Origin of the sequence: Mycobacterium sp. MAC_080597_8934 (assembly GCF_000523975.1) — a bacterium.
GTDB classification, from domain to species: Bacteria; Actinomycetota; Actinomycetes; order Mycobacteriales; family Mycobacteriaceae; genus Mycobacterium; species Mycobacterium avium.
Map to the genome: position 1 here is coordinate 199492 of NZ_JAOS01000019.1, position 18040 is coordinate 217531.

Genomic DNA, 18040 nt, shown 5'->3' on the forward strand with positions numbered 1-18040 from the left:
TTCTCGTTCAGATGCGGTGCGACGTCAGCGCCCGGCGGCTGAGCACGCCGAGCGCCAGGATCACCGACAGGACCACGGCGCCGGGCAGGGTGGACAGCCACCACGCGGTGGCCAGATAGCGGCGGCCCTCGGCGACTAGCAGTCCCCACTCCGGTGTCGGCGGCGGGGCGCTGTAGCCGAGGTAACCCAACGCCGAGATCAGTAGGATCGCACCGCTGAGATCGATCACCGCCAGCGCGATCACGGCGCCGGCGGCGTTGGGAACGATATGGCGGCGGATGACCGACCAGCGGGTCTCGCCGGACAGAAAGGCGGCCTCGACGTAGTCCAGCGCCCGCACCCGCAGCACTTCGGCGCGAAACACCCGCGCGAAGACGGCGATCGATCCGATGCCCACACCGATGCCGACCGACAGCGGTCCGGGGCCGTAGGCGGTGACGATCCACACCGACGTCAGGAACCCCGGCAGCGCCAGCAACACGTCGGACGCTCGCATGGCGACGGCATCGACCACGGGCCCGCTGACGCCGGCGGCGATGCCGACGGAACTGCCGAGCAGCAGCCCCACCGCCACCGCCAGCCCCGCGGTGGCGACGGTGTGCGAGGTTCCGTAGATGACCCGGGTCAGCACGTCGCGGCCCAGGTGGTCGGTGCCGAACCAGTGCGCCGCGCTCGGCGGCTGGAACTTGTCAACCGGCCTGCCCTTCAACGGGTTTCGATCGGTGAACAGCCCTGGAGCCGCCGCCCAGGCGGCGGTCAGGATCAGCACCGCCGCGGAGATCCGCACCGGCCAGGACGCCGTGCGCGCGCTCATCCGAACCTGCCCAGCCGGGTGGTGAACCCGCGGCGCTGCACCCGGGTGACCCGCGGGTCGAGCAGCGGATAGATCAGGTCCACCGCCAGGTTGGCCGCCACGATCGCCACCGCCGTCAGCAGCACCAGGCCCTGGATCAGCGAGATGTCCTGGCTGGACACCGCCTGCAGCAGCACCGCACCCACTCCGGAGCGGGAGAACACCGTTTCGGTGACCACCGAGCCGCCCAGCAGTGCACCGACGGTCGTCGCGGTCACCGTCAGCGCCGGCCCGGCGGCGTTCTTCACGACGTGCTTGCGGATCACCCAGCCCGGGGTGCCGCCCTTGGCCCGCGCGGTGTTGACGTGCGGCAGCGCCAGCGTGGCGTCGATGTTCTTGCCCAGCACCTGCGCGATCGGCGCCGAAACGGGCACCGCGAGCACCAGCGCGGCGACCAGCAGCGACGTCACGGATCCGTCCGGGAACAACGAGATCAGGCCGAGCTGCACCGAAAACACTTGCAGCACAACCAATCCGAGCCAAAACGTGGGGACCGCGCCGAACAGCGGCGGGATCGCGCGCAGCACCGACCGCACCGGCGCGCAGGTGGTCGCCAGCGCGGTGACCGACACCGCGAACAGCACCGCGAACGCGGTGGCGGTGGCCGCCAGTTTCAGCGTCTCGCCGATCACCCCGCCGATCCGGTCGGTGACGGCCTGACCGCTGGACAGCGAGAAGCCGAAATGCCCGTGCAGCACCTGGTTCAGCTGCGCGAAGTACTGCACCCACAGCGGCCGGTCGTAGCCGTAGAACGCCTTGACCTGCGCGACGATGTCGGGGTTGAAGTAGCCCTCCCCCTTGGCCACGAAGATCGCCGCCGGATCGGCCGGCAGGATGCTGACGCCCCAGAACACCAGGCTGAAGACCGCCAGCAGCACGATGGCCGACTGGCCGATCCGGGCGAGAACGTAGCCGAGCATCCCCCTCACGCCTTCCAGGCGCTCTGCAGCAGCGGCTCGGTGTAGCGGGTGAATTCCACGTGCACGTTGGGTGCGGCCGCGTGCACCTGCACCTCATCCCACAGCACCAACGCCAGCTGGTCGTCGATGATCCTGCGCTGCTCGCGGGCGACGACGTCTTTGAGCCGCGTCGGGTCGGTCTGCCGCAGTTCCTCCTCGGACAGCGCGAGCAACGCGTCGTTCTGCGCGAACGTCAGGTTGCTTTTCGGGCGGCCGAACAGCAGGCCCAGCCCGATGTTGTACTGGATCCTGGTGCCGAACAACGGAGTTGACGATTGACTGCTGGAGGCATTGAAGAACGTCGTGTCGCCTGCCCGGTTCTGCAGCACCACGCCCAGCTCCCGCCACTGCTGTTCGATGAACTCGAACGCCGGGCGGAACACCACGCTCTGGTTGGACGCCGCCAGCGTCAGAACAAGTTTCTTGCCGTCCTTTTCGCGCACCCCGTCGCCGCCCGGCTTCCACCCGGCCGCATCGAGCAGGCCGGCCGCCCGCTGCGGCTGATACCCGATGTCGGCGCTCACATCGGCGAACAACGGATCGTCGTGTCCCAGCACGGAATCGGCCGCGCGATAACTGTCGGAGAGCACCGTGTCCACCACCGCCCGACGGTCGATGCCCAGTTGCAGCGCCCGGCGCACCCGGACGTCGTCGACGACCTGGTTGTTGATCCGGAACCCGACCAGGTTCGCGGTCTCGGCGGGAGCCGCCACCGGGATCACCTGCAGGCCACCCTGTTTGAGCGCGGGTTCGTCGGTGGGCTGGATTCCGCGGGCCACGTCCACCTGATGGGATTGGACCGCGCCCGCGCGCAGGCCCGGCTCGCCGATCACCCGGAAGACGACCTTGTCGACGTAGGCCGGCCCCTGGTTGGGCCACGACGACGGCGGCCACGCGTAGTCCGGGCGCCTGGTGAGCACCACCTGCTGGTCGGGGATCTGCGACTGGTACACGAAAGGGCCTGAGCCGATGACGTTTTCAACCTTGGCCTGGCGCTGGTAGTCGAGCGCCAGCGTGGCCGGTGCGCGGATGCCCGCGCGGCTGTAGGACAGCACCTTGTAGAAGTTGGTGTTGGGCCGGTCGAGGAACACGGTGACGACGTTGCCGCTGACCTCGCTGTGGTCGTAGCCGACGAAATCGGCGAAGGCCGGCATCTTCTTGGCCGGGTCACCCTTGCCGAGCTGGTCGAAATTCGCCTTGACCACCTCGGCGGTCAGCGGTGTGTGGTCGCTGAAGCTCACCCCGTCGCGGATGGTGAAGGTGTACCGGGTGGCGTTCTGGTTGCGGGAGAAGGTTTTCGCCAGCCACCCGCGCACCGCGTCGGTTTTCGGGTCGACGTAGACCACCCGGTCGAGCAGCTGGAACATCAGGTTGTTGGCGCTGTAGTTGGCGGCCATGGTGTCGGTGACGAACTGCACGTCCGAGTAGGTCAGGGTGCCGCCGCGCACCGGCGGACCCGTGGGTCCGGTGCTCGCGGTGTGCCGATGGCCGGAACACCCCGCCGCCAGGACGCACAGCATCGCGCCCAGCGTCGCGGTGCGCGATGCTACCTTCGCCATGCGAGCGGGTCAGAAGAAGCTGGTGTCGGGCAGGGCGGCGCCGTTGACGACGACATCGCCGAGCACCCGCGCCTTGTAGACCGTCGGGTTGTGCGAGAACAGCGTCCGCAGATTACGCCAGTGCCGGTCCAGCAGCGCCGACGCCTGGACAGCGGACGCACCGCCGGCGTCGAACACGCGTGACGCCGCCCGCAGCGCGGGCTCCTGGATCGCCACCTTGACACGGGCGGCGGCGATCGATGCCGCGGCTTCCAGTTCCGGATCGATCCCGGTGTCGCGGGCGGCCTGCAGCGCCGGGGCGAGCTCGGCCGCCGCGTTGCGCACCAGGGCGTGCGCGGTGTAGGCCACCGCGTCGATCTCGCCGACGATCTGCAGCAGTTGCGGGTCAGCGGTCGGGGTGTCGGCGCTGGCGAACGTGTAGGTCCGGCGCCGCCCGCGCACCAGCGCCGCGGCGTCCTCGGTCAGGCTGCGCAGGATTCCGGCGGCCACCGCGTGCAGGTACAGCTGGACCAGCGCGCCGCGGGCCCGGTTGACGCCGATGGTCGAACCGAGCGGGAACACTTCGTCGTCGGCGACCGCAACGTCGTTGAATACCGTTGTGCCGCTTCCTGTCTGGCGCTGACCGATGCCGTCCCAGTCGTCGAGGTGCTCGACCCCGGCCCGGTCGACCGGAATCACCACGGCGGTCGGCGCGCCGTCGTCGTCCTGCGCGGTGATCCGCAGGTAGTCGGAGAACTGCGCGCCGGTGCTGTAGAACTTCCTGCCGCGCAACCGCAACCCGTCGGGAGTGGTGACCAGCCGGGTGTCACGGTGGTTGCCGCCCACCGACTTCTGGCTCTGTTCGGCGTTGGCGCCGCCGATCAGCCCGCCCTCGGCGACCACCGCGATCCACCGGTCGCTGCCCGGGCGTCGCGGCGTGACTTGCAGCTCCTCGACCAGTGCGTAGTGGATCCGCAGGATGTGCGCCAGGTCGGGGTCGGCGGCGGCGAGCGCGACGAGGTAGTCGAAAAACTCCGGCGCCGTGTAGCCGGCGCCGCCCAGCTCGCGGGCCAATCGCAGCGCGCCGAGCCGATGGTCGCGAACGAGTTTGAGCCCACGCAGCGGCGGTTCGGTGCCCCCGTCGGCCAACCGCAGGCGGTAGTCCGCGGCGATCTCGGCCAGCACGGGCTGCACCGCCGCCGCGCCCGCGGGTGTGTCCTGCCGGTGAAATGCAACGGGCATACGTGTCAGAGCCTTCCGGATGCGTCCGCGCCGCGGCGGTCCGCGGCAACAGCGACCAAACCTAGGCGCCGCCGCGCAATGCCGGCAACGGTTTACCGCGTCACAATTTTTAAGCGGAACACGCTGTGGTCAGCCATCTTTCGGCCCGCGACGATCGCGGGAGTTGCATCGCGCAGGCGGCCACGTAGCGTCCTGGTTCATGGCTGTTGCGCTGTCCGTCGGGATCGAGCTGGCCGGCGACGGAATCGGGGAACGCTCGCCCGCTTCGGGTATCGCCGGTCTGGCGCACCGCCTGGAGTCCGCCGGTGTGCACTACTGGGTGATCGGCGCCGACCGGGCCGAACCGCCCGCCGCGCCCAGCCTCGACGCGTCGGTGATCGCCACCGTCGCGGCCCGGCACAGCAGCCACCTGGGCCTGGTCGTCGCGGCGGCACCGCACCGCGACCACCCCTACAACCTGGCCCGCCGGCTGGTCTCGGTCGACCACGCGGCGCGCGGGCGGGTCGGGTGGTTCGCCCTGGACGCCGACCGGCGCATCGCCCTGGGCGCCGGCGCCGACACCTGGACCGGCGCCGCCCTGGGTCCGGCGCACACCGCGGAGGCGATCGCGGCGGTGCGAACACTATGGCGCACTTGGCCTTTCGCGTCGGTGCTGGGCGACCGCTCGACCGGCGTCTTCGCCGACACCACCCGGCTCCGCCGGGCCGACGTGCGCGGTGCCTATCGCATCGCCGGGCCGCTGAGCGTGCCCGGCTCGCGGCAGGGCGACCTGCCGGTGTGGCAGCACGCCGGTGCGGCCACAGCGGATGCGGACGTGGTCGTCGTCGAGGACGGCGCCCCGGTGCCCGACGGCGCCGTGGTCCGGGTCCGCTCGGTCGATCACGCGGCGCTCGACCGGGTCGCGGGCACGCCGGGCGCCGCCGGCGTGCTGCTGCGGGTGCCGGCCGACGCGCTGACCGCGGTGCTGGACGACGTCGTGGCGGCCGCGTACCGCCGCGGCCTGCTGGCCACGCCGGGCGCGGGCACACTGCGGCAACGACTTTCGCTACCCGTCCCGGCCGCCCCCGACCTGTCGCATCATCCCCGCGCCTTCGACGATGCGCCGAACGCGGGGGCCCGGCTGTGAGCCGCCGCGAGCGCGGCCTGACGCTCAACGTCAACGTGTTGAACCTGGGCATCCACACCGCGTCGTGGCGGCGATCGGCCGAGCCGCCGACCGCGTTCACCGATCCCGGCTACTACGTGCGGATGGCCCGGATCGCCGAACGCGGAACGCTGGATGCGCTGTTTTTGGCCGACGGGCCGGCGGTGCGCGATCATCCGGCGCTGCGCCCGTCGCAGGCCCTGGAGCCGAGCGTGATCCTGGCGGCCGTCGCCGCCGAAACCGAGCATCTCGGGCTGATCGGCACGTTCTCGTCGACGTTCAACGACCCGGTGGAGCTGGCGCACCGGCTGCTCAGCCTCGACCAGCTCTCCGGTGGTCGCCTGGCGTGGAACATCGTCACCACGTATTCGGAAGCGGCGGGCGGCAACTTCGGCCTGGCCGATCTGCCGGACCGCTCGACGCGGTACCGGCGGGCCGCGGAGTTCGTCGACGTGGCGCTGGCGCTGTGGCGCGACGCCGCGACCGGCGGCGGCGTCGATCACCGCGGCGAATTCTTCGCCGTCACCGGCTCGTTGCCGCAGGGCCCGTCCCGCAGGGCATCCGCTGCTGGTCCAAGCCGGCGGGTCGCCGCAGGGCCGGGAACTGGCCGGCCGCGTCGCCGACGCCGTGTTCAGCGCCGAATTGGACCTGGACGCCGCGATCGAGCACTACCGCTACGTCAAGGACGCCGCCGTGGCGCACGGCCGCGGTCGCGACGCGGTGCGCATCCTGCCGGGACTGATCACCACCATCGGCAGCAGCCGCGCCGAGGCGCAGCGGCGCTACGAGGAGCAGAACGCGCTGCTGCCCGCCGGCCACGACGTCGAGCGGTTGTCACAGACCCTGGGCGCCGACCTGTCCGGGCTGCCGCTGGACGAACCCATCCCCGCCCGGCTGCTCGGCAGTGTGCCGGATCCGTCGAAATTCGTTGGCTCCCTGGGTTTTCGGGAGTCGGTGGTGCGCCTGGTCGTCAGCGGCGGGCTCACGCTGCGGCAGACGCTGCGGGCGTTCAGCGGGTCGGGTCACCGGGTGATCGTGGGATCGCCGGTCGACGTGGCCGATACCATCGAGCAGTGGTTCGGCGCCGGCGCCGCGGACGGCTTCAATCTGATGCCCGACGTCTTCCCCGACGGTCTGGAGGTGTTCGTCGACGAGGTGGTGCCGATTCTGCGGTCGCGCGGGCTGTTTCGCGCGTCGTACGCCGAGGCGACGCTGCGCGAAAGGCTCACCGGCGACCGGCACGTCGTCGCGGCATGAACGCAAGAAGGAAGGTGCGCGGTGCCCGCCGAGGCTAGCCGATTTCTCTGGTACATCCCGAACACCGTCGAGCCGGGCCATCGCGGTGACGACACCGTCGACGGCTGGGGCAGCCTGGACTACTCGGTGGACCTGGCGTCGCGCGCCGAGCAACACGGTTGGGAGGGCGCGCTGATCGGCACCGGCTGGGGACGGCCGGACACCTTCACCGTCGCCACCGCGATCGCCGCGCGCACCACCGCCTTCGCGCCGCTGGTGGCGGTCCGGCCCGGCTACTGGCATCCGGCGCATTTCGCCAGCGCGGCCGCCACCCTGGACCGGCTCAACGGCGGCCGGCTGTTGGTCAACATCGTCAGCGGGGCCGACGACGTCGCCGCCTACGGCGACACCGAGGTCGACAAGTCCCGCCGGTACGACCGCACCCGCGAATTCATCCGGCTGCTCCGCCGGTTGTGGACGCAGGACGACGTCACCTTCCACGGCGAGTTCTTCCGCGTCGAGCACTCGACGCTGCGGCCGCGCCCGCTCGGTGCCGAGCAGGGCCGGCACCCGAAGCTGTATTTCGGTGGGGCCTCGCCGGCCGCCGAGCAGGTCGCCGCGACCGACGCCGACGTCCAGCTGTTCTGGGGCGAGTCGCTGGACGGCATCGCCGAACGCATCGACCGGCTGAAGTCGTTGTCGGACAAGCTCGGTCGCGAGCACCCGCCGCTGGAGTTCGGCCTGCGGGTGACCACCCTGGTGCGCGACACCTCCGAGCAGGCCTGGCGCGACGCCGAGGCGAAGGTCGCCAAGCTGGCCGGCACCCCGACCATGATGCTGCTGCACGACCCGGCGGGCTCCGAGGGGCAGCGGCGGCTCAACGACCTGGCCGCGCGCGGCGAGGTGATCGATTCCTGCCTGTACACCACGCCGAGCAAGTACGGCGGCGAGGGCGCGGGGACGACCTGGCTGGTCGGCTCGGCCGCCGAGGTCGCCGCCGCGCTGCGCGCCTACGCCGACCTGGGGGTGAGCCATTTCGTGCTGTCGGACACCCCGTACCAGTCGGAGGTGGTCCGGCTCGGCGATCAGCTGTTGCCGCTGCTGCGCCATACCGCCCTGGCGAACTGAGGCCGATCAGAACAGGGCCAGCCCGGCGCCGGCCGCGGCGGCCAGGCACAGCGAGGGCCCGTGCGGCACCGCCGGGCCGGCCCGGCGCACCCGGGCGAGCACCCCGACCAGCGCGGTGAGCAGCGGCGCGGCCAGGGCAGCCAGAAACCACACGCCCACCCCGCCGCAGCCGGTCAGCGCGCCCACTCCGAGCGCCAGCTTGACGTCCCCGGCGCCCATCCCGCCCGGCGCCACCGCATGGACCAGCAGATAAATCGCGGCCAGCGCGGCGGCTCCGGCCAGCGCCGACGGCCCGCGCCCGGCCAGGCCGGCGGCCGCCAGGATCGCGGCGGCCCCGGTCAGGGTCAGTGCGTTGGGCAGCCGGTGTTGCCGGATGTCGTAGCAGCTCAACACCGCCAGCCAGGTCAGCACCGCGCCCGCGGCCGCAATTCGCATGCGCGGCAGCCTAATCCGCGTCGGCCGCCGCGCAAGTCATCGCTTCGCGCGGGGCGGGCAGCCCGGTGAACTGTTCCACCTGGGCGAAGGCCTGGTGCAGCAGCATCTGCATGCCGCTGATCACCCGGCCGCCGGCGGCGCTCACCGCGGCGGCCAGCGGGGTGGGCCAGGGGTCGTAGACGGCGTCGAGCAGCACGCCGACGCGCGCCAAGGTGCCGGCATAGCGTTCGGCCACCTCCGCCGGCAGGGTGCTGACCAGCACCTCGGCCGCGGCCACCTCGTCGGCCAGCCCCGCGCCGTCCAGGGCGCAGAACCGGGTCGGCACGCCCAGCTCGTCGCCGAGGCGCACCAGCCGGGCCGCCTTGTCGGGGTTGCGGGCCACCACGGTGATGCCGGCGACGCCCAGCTGGGCCAGGCCCGCGACGGCCGCCGGCGCGGTGCCGCCCGATCCACAGACCAGCGCCCATCCCGAAGCGGCGCCCAGCGCGCCGGCGACGCCGTCGATGTCGGTGTTGTCGGCCCGCCAGCCCGTCGCGGTGCGCACCAGGGTGTTGGCCGATCCCACCCGCCGCGCCCGCTCGGTGCGCTCGTCGGCGAAGCGCAGCGCGGCGAATTTGCCGGGCATGGTCACCGACACCCCGACCCACTCGGGGCCGAACCCGCCGACCACGCCGGGCAGCTGGTCGGCGTCGCATTCGATGCGCTCGTAGGTCCAGTCGTGCAGGCCCAGCGCGCGGTAGGCGGCCAGGTGCAGCTGCGGGGATTTCGAGTGGGCAATCGGCTTGCCCAGCACGGCCGCCCTGCGGGGCCCGGCGGCTTGACCGGGCGGCGACCCGCTGCGCCCGGCTCCGCCGCGCTTGCGATCGCCGCTAGCGGGGGGTGCTGTCGAGGACACCGTTGTGCTTAGCCAGCTCGATGTTGGCCAGGTGCTGCTGATAGTCCTTGGTGAACAGCGTCGTCCCGGCGGCGTCGATGGTGACGAAGTAGAGCCAGTCCCCCGGCGCGGGGTGCTCGGCGGCGTGCAGCGCGTCGATGCCGGGCGAACAGATCGCGGTGGCCGGCAGGCCCTGCGACACGTAGGTGTTCCACGGCGTCTTCTGGCCCCGGTCGGCGTCGCTGGTGGCCACCTCGCGGCGGTCCAGCGGGTAGTTGACCGTCGAGTCGAATTCCAGCGTGTGGTGGGCGTGCAGCCGGTTGTAGATCACCTGCGCGACCTTGGCGAAGTCCGGGGTGTTGGATTCCTGCTGCACCAGCGACGCCACCACCAGGATGTCGTAGGGCGACAGGCCCATCGCCTGGGCGGTGTCCACCAGCCCGGACTTCAGGTACTCCTCGGCCCCGGCGCTGATCAGCCCGGCCAGGATGCTCTCCGGGGACGCCGACGGGTCGACGTTGAAGGTGCCCGGCGCGATCAGCCCCTCGATCCGGCGGTGGTCCCTGCCCAGCTCGTTGACCGGTTCCAGCGCCCACGGCGGCACCGACAGCGCCGCGGTGGTGCTGTTGGTCGCGGCCGCGCGCAGCTGCTGCACCGGCACGCAGCGCCGGTTGCCGTCCAGGTCCACGCAGGTGGCCTGGGAGATCAGGGTGAAGATGCCGGGGTTGACCTTGTTGGTCTTCATGTCGGTGGTGTCGTCGAGCTGACGGCCCTCCGGGATGACCAACCGGCCCACCCGGCTGTTGGGGTCGGCCAGCCGGGCGACGGCGTCGGAGGCCGGGATCTCGGTGCGCATCCGGTAGAAGCCGGGCTGGATGGAGTCGATCTTGCTGTTGCCGTGCGCGGCGTTGACGAACGCCCGCACCGTCTTGACCACGTGCTGGTTGTGCAGCGTCTCGCCGACCATGGTGGTGGAGTCGCCGGCCTGGATCTGGATCACCAGGTCGCGCTCGCCGCTGCCGCTGTAGTCGTCGCCCGGCCCGAACACGGTGTGCCACAGCTTGCCGCCGGCGAACACCCCGGCCAGCACCACGACGACCAGCAGCGCCAGCGCGGCGCGTAGGGCGAAGCGCCGCCGGCGCCGGCCCCGCTCGGCCCTGTTCCGGGCCATCCGGCTGGACCTGCGCCGCGGCGGTCCCACCGCCTCGGGCTCGGCGCGCTCGCGGCGGGCGCTGTCAACCATCGCCGGCCTCCCGGACCGCCGCGCGGCGCTGGTCCAGCCAGCTCTGCAGGATGGCCACCGCCGCCGCCTGGTCGATCACCGCACGCTGTTCCTTGGCGCGCACCCCGGCGGCGCGCAGCGAGCGCTGCGCGGCCACGGTGGTCAGCCGCTCGTCGGCCAGCCGCACCGGGGTGGGCGCGATCCGCCGGGCCAACTGGTCGGCCAGGTCGATGGCGTCCAGCGCCGACGCGCCGGTGCGGTCGGCCAGGGTGCGCGGCAGCCCGACGACGACCTCGACGGCCCCGAGCTCGGTGACCAGCGCGGCCAGCCGGCGCAGGTGTTTGCCGGAGCGGTCGCGGCGCACGGTCTCCACCGGGGTGGCCAGCACGGCGTCGGGGTCGCTGCAGGCCACCCCGATGCGCACGCTGCCCACGTCGATGCCGACCCGCCGGCCCCGGCCGGGGTCCTGGTCAGGGTCGCCGGGCCGGTCGGGGACGCGGTGCTGTGTCAAGACCACTCAACCGACCCGCGCTATCGCGGCGATCTCGGAACGCACGGCGTCCAGCGCCGCGTCGATGCCGGCCGGATCCTTGCCCGATCCCTGCGCCAGGTCCGCCTTGCCGCCGCCGCGCCCGTCGACCGGCGCCGCCAGCTGCTTGACCAGGTCGTTGGCCCGGATGCCGAGATCCTGGGCGGCCTGGTTGGCGGCGACTGCGTACGGCACCGACCCGCCCTCACCCTCGGCGATCAGCGCGACCACCGCCGGATCGCTGCCCAGCTTGCCGCGGATGTCACCGACCAGCGAGCGCAGGTCGGCCGCCGTCATCCCGCCGGACATCCGCTGCGCCACCACGCGGACGTTACCGATCCGCTCCGCGCCCGCGGCGGCGTTGCCGGCCGCGGCCCGCGCGGAGGCCAGCCGCATCCGCTCGAGTTCCTTCTCCGCGGCCCGCAGCCGCTCCACCAGGTTGGCCACCCGGGCCGGCACCTCCTCCGACGGCACCTTCAGCGACGACGCCAGCCCCGCCATCAGCGCGCGTTCCTTGGCCAGGTGCCGGAACGAGTCCAGCCCGACGTAGGCCTCCACCCGGCGCACCCCGGAGCCGACCGAGGATTCGCCCAGGATGGTTACCGGCCCGATCTGCGCGGAGTTGTGCACGTGCGTGCCGCCGCAGAGCTCCAGCGAGAACGGGCCGCCGATCTCCACCACCCGCACCTGCTCGGGGTAGCTCTCGCCGAACAGCGCGATGGCCCCCATCGCCTTGGCCTTCTCCAGCTGCTCGGTGAAGGTGTGCACCTCGAAGTCGGCCTGCACGGCCTGGTTGGTCACCTCTTCGATCTGGGTGCGCTGCTCCTCGGTCAGCGGGCCCTGCCAGTTGAAGTCGAAACGCAGGTAGCCCGGGCGGTTCAGGGAGCCCGCCTGAACGGCGTTGGGCCCCAGCACTTGTCGCAGCGCGGCGTGCACCATGTGGGTGCCCGAGTGGCCCTGGGTGGCGCCGCGGCGCCACTGCGGGTCGACCGCGGCGATCACGGTGTCGCCCTCCACGAATTCACCGGACTCGACGTTGACCCGGTGCACCCACAGGGTTTTGGCGATCTTCTGCACGTCGGTGACGGCGGCCCGGGCGCTCTCGCCGGCGCCGGTGCCGCTGATGGTGCCCTCGTCGGCGATCTGCCCGCCGGACTCGGCGTAGAGCGGGGTGCGGTCCAGCACCAGCTCGACCCGGTCCGCGCCGTCGCCGCCGTGGGTGACCACCGGCACCCGTTTACCGTCCACGAAGATCCCCAGAATCCTTGCCTCCGAGGACAATTCGTCGAAACCGGTGAACTCGGTGGGGCCCGCGTCGACCAGTTCGCGATACGCGGTCAGGTCGGCGTGCGCGTGCTTGCGGGCGGCGGCGTCGGCCTTGGCCCGGCGGCGCTGCTCGGCCATCAGCTCGCGGAAGCCCACCTCGTCCACCTGCAGCCCGGCCTCGGACGCCATCTCCAGCGTGAGTTCGATCGGGAACCCGTAGGTGTCGTGCAACGTGAACGCGTCGGAGCCCGAAATCGATTTCGCCCCAGTGGCTTTGGTGGTGCTGGCCACTTCGTCGAACAGTTTGGAGCCGGCCGCCAGGGTGCGGTTGAACGCGGTCTCCTCGGCGACGGCGATGCGGGCGATCCGGTCGAAGTCGGTGACCAGTTCGGGATACGACGGGCCCATCGCGTCGCGCACGGTGGCCATCAGGTCACCGACGATGGGCCCCTCGATGTCGAGCAGCCGGGCCGAGCGGATGACCCGGCGCAGCAGCCGGCGCAGCACGTAGCCGCGGCCGTCGTTGCCCGGGGTGACGCCGTCGCCGATCAGGATGGCCGCGGTGCGGCTGTGGTCGGCGATGATCCGGTAGCGCACGTCGTCGTCGTGGTTGCCGGCGTCGTAGGGCCGCGGGGCGCGGGCGGCGACCGCGTCGATGACGGGCCGCAGCAGGTCGGTCTCGTAGACGTTGTGCACGCCCTGCAGCACGAACGCGACCCGCTCCACACCCATGCCGGTGTCGATGTTCTTGCGCGGCAACGGCCCCAGGATCTCGAAGTCGGTCTTGGAGGTGCCCTCGCCGCGCTCGCTCTGCATGAACACCAGGTTCCACAGCTCGACGTAGCGGTCCTCGTTGGCGATCGGCCCGCCGCCCACGCCGAACTCCTCGCCGCGGTCGTAGTAGATCTCCGAGGACGGGCCGCACGGGCCAGGGATGCCCATCGACCAGTAGTTGTCCTCCATGCCGCGGCGCTGGATGCGCTCCGCGGGCAGCCCGGCGATCTCCTGCCACAGCCGCACGGCCTCGTCGTCGTCGAAATAGACCGTCGTCCAGATGCGTTCGGGGTCAAGGCCGTAGCCGCCCTGCTCGACGCTGCCCGTCAGCAGCGTCCACGCCAGTTCGATGGCCTCGCGCTTGAAGTAGTCGCCGAACGAGAAGTTGCCGGCCATCTGGAAGAAGGTGTTGTGCCGGGTGGTGATGCCGACCTCGTCGATGTCGGGGGTGCGGATGCACTTCTGGATGCTGGTGGCCGTCGGGTACGGCGGCGTGCGCGCGCCCAGGAAGTAGGGCACGAACTGGACCATGCCCGCGTTGACGAACAGCAGGTTGGGGTCGTCGAGGATCACCGACGCGCTCGGCACCTCGGTGTGGCCCGCCTTCACGAAGTGATCAAGAAATCGCTTCCTGATCTCGTGTGTCTGCACTTTCCAGCCCGCTTCTTCCCGTTGCTTTTCTGCGTTGACGTGTAATCCCAGCCTATTCGCTGGAATATTGGACCACCGCGCCGCTAGCCCTCCAAAAAGCTCAGCCGCACGGAGCGTTGCGGGTTGTCGCGGTTGAGGTCGACCAGCACGATGCTCTGCCAGGTGCCCAGCATCGGCTCCCCCGCCGAAACCGGGACCGTCACCGACGGCGCGACCAGGGCCGGCAGCACGTGGTCGGCGCCGTGGCCCGGGGAGCCGTGCGCGTGCCGGTACCGGTCGTCGCGGGGCAGCAGCCGCTCCAGCGTGTCGACCAGGTCGTCGTCGGAGCCGGCGCCCGTCTCGATGACGGCCACCCCGGCCGTCGCGTGCGGGACGAACACGTTGCACAGGCCGTCACCGCGGGACCAGCAGAACCCGCGCACCGCCTCGGTGAGATCGACGATGCGGCGACGGGAGGTGTCCACGTCCAACACATCGGTATGCATTCGAACCAGCCTACGGCGCGGGCGTCGCGACCAGCCAATCGTTTGTGAGCGCGACCACATTTGGGCATTGCGGGCCGCCACCGGTGAGAGGAAGGTAACTGGTGGGACCGGTGGCGCCACCGGGGTGCCACCCCGACACGGAAGGGGTCGACCGTGTACGCACGCTCTACCACCATCCAGGCGCAACCCCTGTCGATCGACATCGGAATTGCGCACGTTCGCGATGTCGTCATGCCCGCCCTGACCGAGATCGACGGGTGCGTGGGGCTGTCGCTGTTGGTGGACCGGCAGTCCGGCACCTGCATCGCGACCAGCTCGTGGGAGTCGATCGACGCCATGCGGGGCAGCGCCGCGCGGGTGGCGCCCATCCGGGACCGGGCCGCGTTGATGTTCGACGGCAGCGCGCGGGTCGAGGAGTGGGACATCGCGCTGCTGCACCGTGACCACCCGTCCCGGGACGGCGCCTGCGTGCGCGCCACCTGGCTCAAGGTGGTGCCCGACCAGCTCAGCCGGTCGCTGGAGTTCTACCGGTCCTCGGTGCTGCCCGAGCTCGAGCAGCTCGACGGGTTCTGCAGCGCCAGCCTGATGGTCGACCACCCGGCCTGCCGCCGGGCCGTGGCCTGCTCGACGTTCGACTCGATGGACGCGATGGCCCGCAACCGCGACCGGGCCACCGAGCTGCGCAGCAGGCGGGTGCGCGAGCTGGGCGCGGAGGTGATCGACGTCGCCGAGTTCGAGCTGGCGATCGCCCACCTGCGGGTGCCCGAGCTGGTCTAGGGGGCGCGCTCGCGAGCGTCACGCCAGCGTGGCGGCGGCGGTCGAGCGTCACGCCAGCGTGACGCTCGGCGCGCTTAGGGCAAGGCGTCGCCGGGGAACCCGCGGCAGGCGTGCACCTCGTAGGTGAAGACGCCCGCCGCGACCCCGGGGTCCTCGCTCATGATCCGGGTGGTCTCGTCGACCGTCGCCGCGAACACCCCGACGCCGCAGACGTCGGACCCGTCGCTGACCGGCAGCACCACCGCGAGCACGCCGTCGTCGCGCAGCCCGAAATTGCGCCGGCCGTGCTCCCAGATCACGCCGGCCGCTGACTCGTCGCCGAACCCGGGGCCGCGCTTGAGGATGACGACGCTGTAGGGCTTGGCGGTGGTCAGCAGCCGGCCCATCTCCTCGTCGGTGAAGACTTTCATGACCGTCCCCTCTTGTTGCGGATGATCGCGCGCAGCCGGTCCAGCCGCCCGGCCATTTCCCGCTCGGCGCCGCGGCCTGTGGGCCGGTAGTAGTCCACACCGACCAGCTCGTCCGGCGGATACTGTTGTGCCACAACACCATCCGGGTGGTCGTGGGAGTACTGGTAGCCCTGGGCGTGGCCCAGCGCCGCCGCACCCGAATAGTGTCCGTCGCGCAGGTGGGCGGGCACCAGGCCGGCCTTGCCGGCCTTGATGTCGCTCATCGCCGCGCCCAGCGCGGCGGTGACCGCGTTGGACTTCGGCGCGGTGGCCAGATAGACGGTGCAGTGCGCCAGGGTGAGCTGCGCCTCGGGCATGCCGATCAGCGCCACCGTCTGAGCGGCCGCCACCGCCACCTGCAGCGCGGCCGGGTCGGCCATGCCGATGTCCTCGCTGGCCAGGATCATCAGCCGGCGCGCGATGAAGCGCGGGTCCTCCCCCGCCACCAGCATGCGGGCCAGATAGTGCAGCGCGGCGTCCACGTCCGAGCCGCGGACCGATTTGATGAAGGCGCTGATCACGTCGTAGTGCTGGTCGCCGTCGCGGTCGTAGCGCACCGCGGCCTCGTCCAGGGACTGCTCGACGGTCTGCACGGTGACCGATTCGCCGGCCTCGGCGGCCACCTCCAGCGCCGTCAGCGCCCGCCGGGCATCGCCTGCGGCCAGCCGCACCAGCAGGTCGACGGCCTCGGGCGCGACCCGGACCCGCCCGCCCAGGCCGCGCGGGTCGTCGATCGAGCGGCGCACCACGGTGCGGATGTCGTCGGCGCTCAGCGGCCGCAGCTGCAGGATCAGCGACCGGGACAGCAGCGGCGCCACCACCGAGAAGGACGGGTTCTCCGTGGTGGCCGCCACCAGCAGCACCACCCGGTTCTCCACCGCGGACAGCAGGGCGTCCTGCTGGGTCTTGGAGAACCGGTGCACCTCGTCGATGAACAGCACGGTCTGCTCGCCGCGCAACAGCGCGGTGCGCGCGCTCTCGATCACCGCGCGCACGTCCTTGACACCCGCCGACAGCGCCGAGAGCGCCTCGAACCGGCGGCCGGTCGCCTGGGAGATCAGCGCGGCCAGCGTGGTCTTGCCGCTGCCCGGCGGCCCGTACAGGATGGCCGATGCCACGCCCGAGCCCTCCACCAGGCGGCGCAGCGGCGACCCGGGGGCCAGCAGGTGGTCCTGCCCTACCACCTCGTCCAGCGACGCCGGGCGCATCCGGACCGCCAGCGGCGCACCGGCCGGCACGCCCAGGCCGTGGTCGCCCGGCGGCGGCGCGCCGGGCAGGTCGAACAGACCGTCGGACACGGCTTCAGGCATACCACGCGGCGGCGACGCGCAAGCCGGCTCGCGGCCGTCGACCCGCGCGCGCCGGCGTCATCTTTGCTAAGTTCCGGTTTGCCGAATCCGGTGCGCGTTCGCTCCCGGTAAGTCGAGCCGGCGGAAATCCAACAGCAAGGACGGACATGAGCCAGCCCCCCGAATATCCAGGCACGCCGCCCGAGCCGCCGCCGGGGTACGGCCCGCCGCCGGGGTACGGCCCGCCGCCGGGCTACGGCACGCCTCCCCCACCGCCGCCGGGCTATGGCCCGCCGCCCGGCTACGGGGCGCCCCCGCCCGGCTACGGCCCGCCCCCGGGCTACGGCCCCCCACCCGGGTTCGGCGGCCCGCCCAAGCCCGCGTTCAGCGTGGGCGAGGCGTTCGGCTGGGCGTGGAACGCCTTCACCAAAAACCCTGTGGCGCTGATCGTTCCGACGCTGGTCTACCTGGTGGTGCTGGGCGGTGCCTCCACGCTGATCGGGCTGAGCCAGGACGTCGGCACCTCCGGCGGCGGCTCCGGCGACGACTACTTCACCTTCACCGCGAACCTCAACGGCGGCGGGATGGCGCTGCTGGTGCTGGGCTACCTGGTCGCCTACCTGGTGGGCGCGTTCGCCCAATCCGCCTACCTGTCCGGCTGCCTCGACCTGGCCGACGGCCGCCCGGTGACCATCGGGTCGTTCTTCAAGCCGCGCAACTTCGGCATGGTGTTCCTGGCCGCGCTGCTGGTCGGCATACTCACCTCGATCGCCTCGGCGCTGTGCTTCCTGCCCGGCCTGATCCTGGGCCTCTTCGCCCAGTTCACCATCCCGTACGCCATCGACCGGTCGGAGTCGGCCGTCAAGGCACTCAGCTCCAGCTTCTCCACCGTCACCGCGAACTTCGCCAACGCCCTGCTGGTTTGGCTGGCCGAGTTCGCGCTGGTGGTGGTCGGAGCCCTGGCATGTGGAGTCGGGCTGCTGCTGGCCGCGCCGGTCGCCGCCCTGGTCGGGATCTACGCCTACCGCAAGCTGTCCGGCGGCCAGGTGGCGCCGCCGCCGGGCTACCAGCCCGGCCCGCCGCCCGGCTATCAGCCCGGCCCGCCGCCGGGGGCCCCGCCGGCGTAGCGGCCGGCCGCGGCCACTCCCGGCGCGCCGGGCTCCCCCGGCCGCGCCGCGTGCGTACCGTG

Annotated in this window: 16 protein-coding genes and 1 pseudogene; 5 read left to right on the top strand and 12 right to left on the bottom strand. The window is 71.9% G+C overall.

Going from position 1 to position 18040, the window contains the following annotated elements; translation table 11 throughout:
- Window positions 1-7: 7 nt before the first annotated feature.
- Genes NF20_RS09790 through NF20_RS09805 form a run of 4 tightly spaced genes read right to left on the bottom strand, consistent with a single transcriptional unit; the run spans window position 8 to window position 4592 of the window.
- Window positions 8-814 carry an ABC transporter permease gene (locus NF20_RS09790; RefSeq protein ID WP_009977702.1) on the bottom strand — a complete coding sequence of 269 codons (807 nt, stop codon included), beginning with the start codon at window positions 812-814 and terminating at the stop codon, window positions 8-10.
- Window positions 811-1773 carry an ABC transporter permease gene (locus NF20_RS09795; protein WP_009977703.1) on the bottom strand — a complete coding sequence of 321 codons (963 nt, stop codon included), beginning with the start codon at window positions 1771-1773 and terminating at the stop codon, window positions 811-813. The genes NF20_RS09790 and NF20_RS09795 overlap by 4 nt, the downstream gene beginning before the upstream one ends.
- Before the next feature lie 5 nt (window positions 1774-1778).
- Window positions 1779-3371, bottom strand: coding sequence for an ABC transporter substrate-binding protein (locus tag NF20_RS09800; protein WP_011725455.1), 1593 nt, complete (start codon window positions 3369-3371; stop codon window positions 1779-1781).
- 9 nt (window positions 3372-3380) lie between these two features.
- The gene (locus tag NF20_RS09805; RefSeq protein WP_011725456.1) at window positions 3381-4592 is read right to left on the bottom strand and encodes an acyl-CoA dehydrogenase; all 1212 of its coding nucleotides are present in this window, start codon (window positions 4590-4592) and stop codon (window positions 3381-3383) included.
- A gap of 199 nt (window positions 4593-4791) precedes the next feature.
- Between NF20_RS09805 and NF20_RS09810 the strand changes: the two genes are divergently transcribed.
- From NF20_RS09810 to NF20_RS09820, 3 genes and pseudogenes are all read left to right on the top strand, one after another.
- Window positions 4792-5718, top strand: a complete 927-nt coding sequence (locus tag NF20_RS09810; protein WP_033710731.1) for a luciferase — start codon at window positions 4792-4794, stop codon at window positions 5716-5718.
- Window positions 5719-5753: 35 nt separating this feature from the next.
- Window positions 5754-6993 (top strand): annotated as a pseudogene (locus tag NF20_RS09815) (NtaA/DmoA family FMN-dependent monooxygenase).
- Window positions 6994-7014: 21 nt separating this feature from the next.
- Entirely contained in the window at window positions 7015-8100 is a 1086-nt protein-coding gene (locus NF20_RS09820) for an LLM class flavin-dependent oxidoreductase (RefSeq protein WP_009977711.1), read from the top strand.
- 6 nt (window positions 8101-8106) lie between these two features.
- Here the strand turns inward: NF20_RS09820 and NF20_RS09825 are convergent, their stop codons facing one another.
- The 6 genes from NF20_RS09825 to NF20_RS09850 form a co-directional block, all read right to left on the bottom strand.
- A complete protein-coding gene (locus tag NF20_RS09825; protein ID WP_009977712.1) occupies window positions 8107-8535 on the bottom strand; it encodes a prepilin peptidase in 429 nt (142 codons plus the stop codon).
- A 10-nt stretch (window positions 8536-8545) separates the two neighbouring features.
- A complete protein-coding gene (locus NF20_RS09830; RefSeq protein ID WP_011725460.1) occupies window positions 8546-9430 on the bottom strand; it encodes a shikimate dehydrogenase in 885 nt (294 codons plus the stop codon).
- Window positions 9405-10652 carry an endolytic transglycosylase MltG gene (locus NF20_RS09835; protein ID WP_011725461.1) on the bottom strand — a complete coding sequence of 416 codons (1248 nt, stop codon included), beginning with the start codon at window positions 10650-10652 and terminating at the stop codon, window positions 9405-9407. The genes NF20_RS09830 and NF20_RS09835 overlap by 26 nt, the downstream gene beginning before the upstream one ends.
- Window positions 10645-11148: a Holliday junction resolvase RuvX gene (gene ruvX / locus NF20_RS09840; RefSeq protein ID WP_033710732.1), complete on the bottom strand. Its 504-nt coding sequence runs from the start codon at window positions 11146-11148 to the stop codon at window positions 10645-10647. Before ruvX ends, NF20_RS09835 begins: the two co-directional genes overlap by 8 nt.
- Entirely contained in the window at window positions 11149-13851 is a 2703-nt protein-coding gene (alaS, locus tag NF20_RS09845) for an alanine--tRNA ligase (protein ID WP_033710734.1), read from the bottom strand. It abuts the gene before it with no gap.
- An 83-nt stretch (window positions 13852-13934) separates the two neighbouring features.
- The gene (locus NF20_RS09850) at window positions 13935-14324 is read right to left on the bottom strand and encodes a secondary thiamine-phosphate synthase enzyme YjbQ (RefSeq protein WP_170924229.1); all 390 of its coding nucleotides are present in this window, start codon (window positions 14322-14324) and stop codon (window positions 13935-13937) included.
- Window positions 14325-14489: 165 nt separating this feature from the next.
- Between NF20_RS09850 and NF20_RS09855 the strand changes: the two genes are divergently transcribed.
- Window positions 14490-15113 (top strand): hypothetical protein, encoded by a 624-nt coding sequence (locus NF20_RS09855; RefSeq protein ID WP_009977718.1) that lies wholly within the window; start codon window positions 14490-14492, stop codon window positions 15111-15113.
- A 74-nt stretch (window positions 15114-15187) separates the two neighbouring features.
- Here NF20_RS09855 and NF20_RS09860 read toward each other — a convergent pair whose 3' ends face one another.
- Together NF20_RS09860 and NF20_RS09865 are read right to left on the bottom strand one after the other, a co-directional pair.
- Window positions 15188-15523, bottom strand: a complete 336-nt coding sequence (locus tag NF20_RS09860; RefSeq protein ID WP_009977719.1) for a hypothetical protein — start codon at window positions 15521-15523, stop codon at window positions 15188-15190.
- Window positions 15520-16872 carry a replication-associated recombination protein A gene (locus tag NF20_RS09865; protein WP_033710735.1) on the bottom strand — a complete coding sequence of 451 codons (1353 nt, stop codon included), beginning with the start codon at window positions 16870-16872 and terminating at the stop codon, window positions 15520-15522. Before NF20_RS09865 ends, NF20_RS09860 begins: the two co-directional genes overlap by 4 nt.
- Window positions 16873-17018: 146 nt before the next feature.
- Here NF20_RS09865 and NF20_RS09875 point away from each other — a divergent pair, with 146 nt between their 5' ends.
- A complete protein-coding gene (locus NF20_RS09875; RefSeq protein ID WP_080687449.1) occupies window positions 17019-17978 on the top strand; it encodes a hypothetical protein in 960 nt (319 codons plus the stop codon).
- The last annotated feature ends 62 nt before the right edge of the window (window positions 17979-18040 follow it).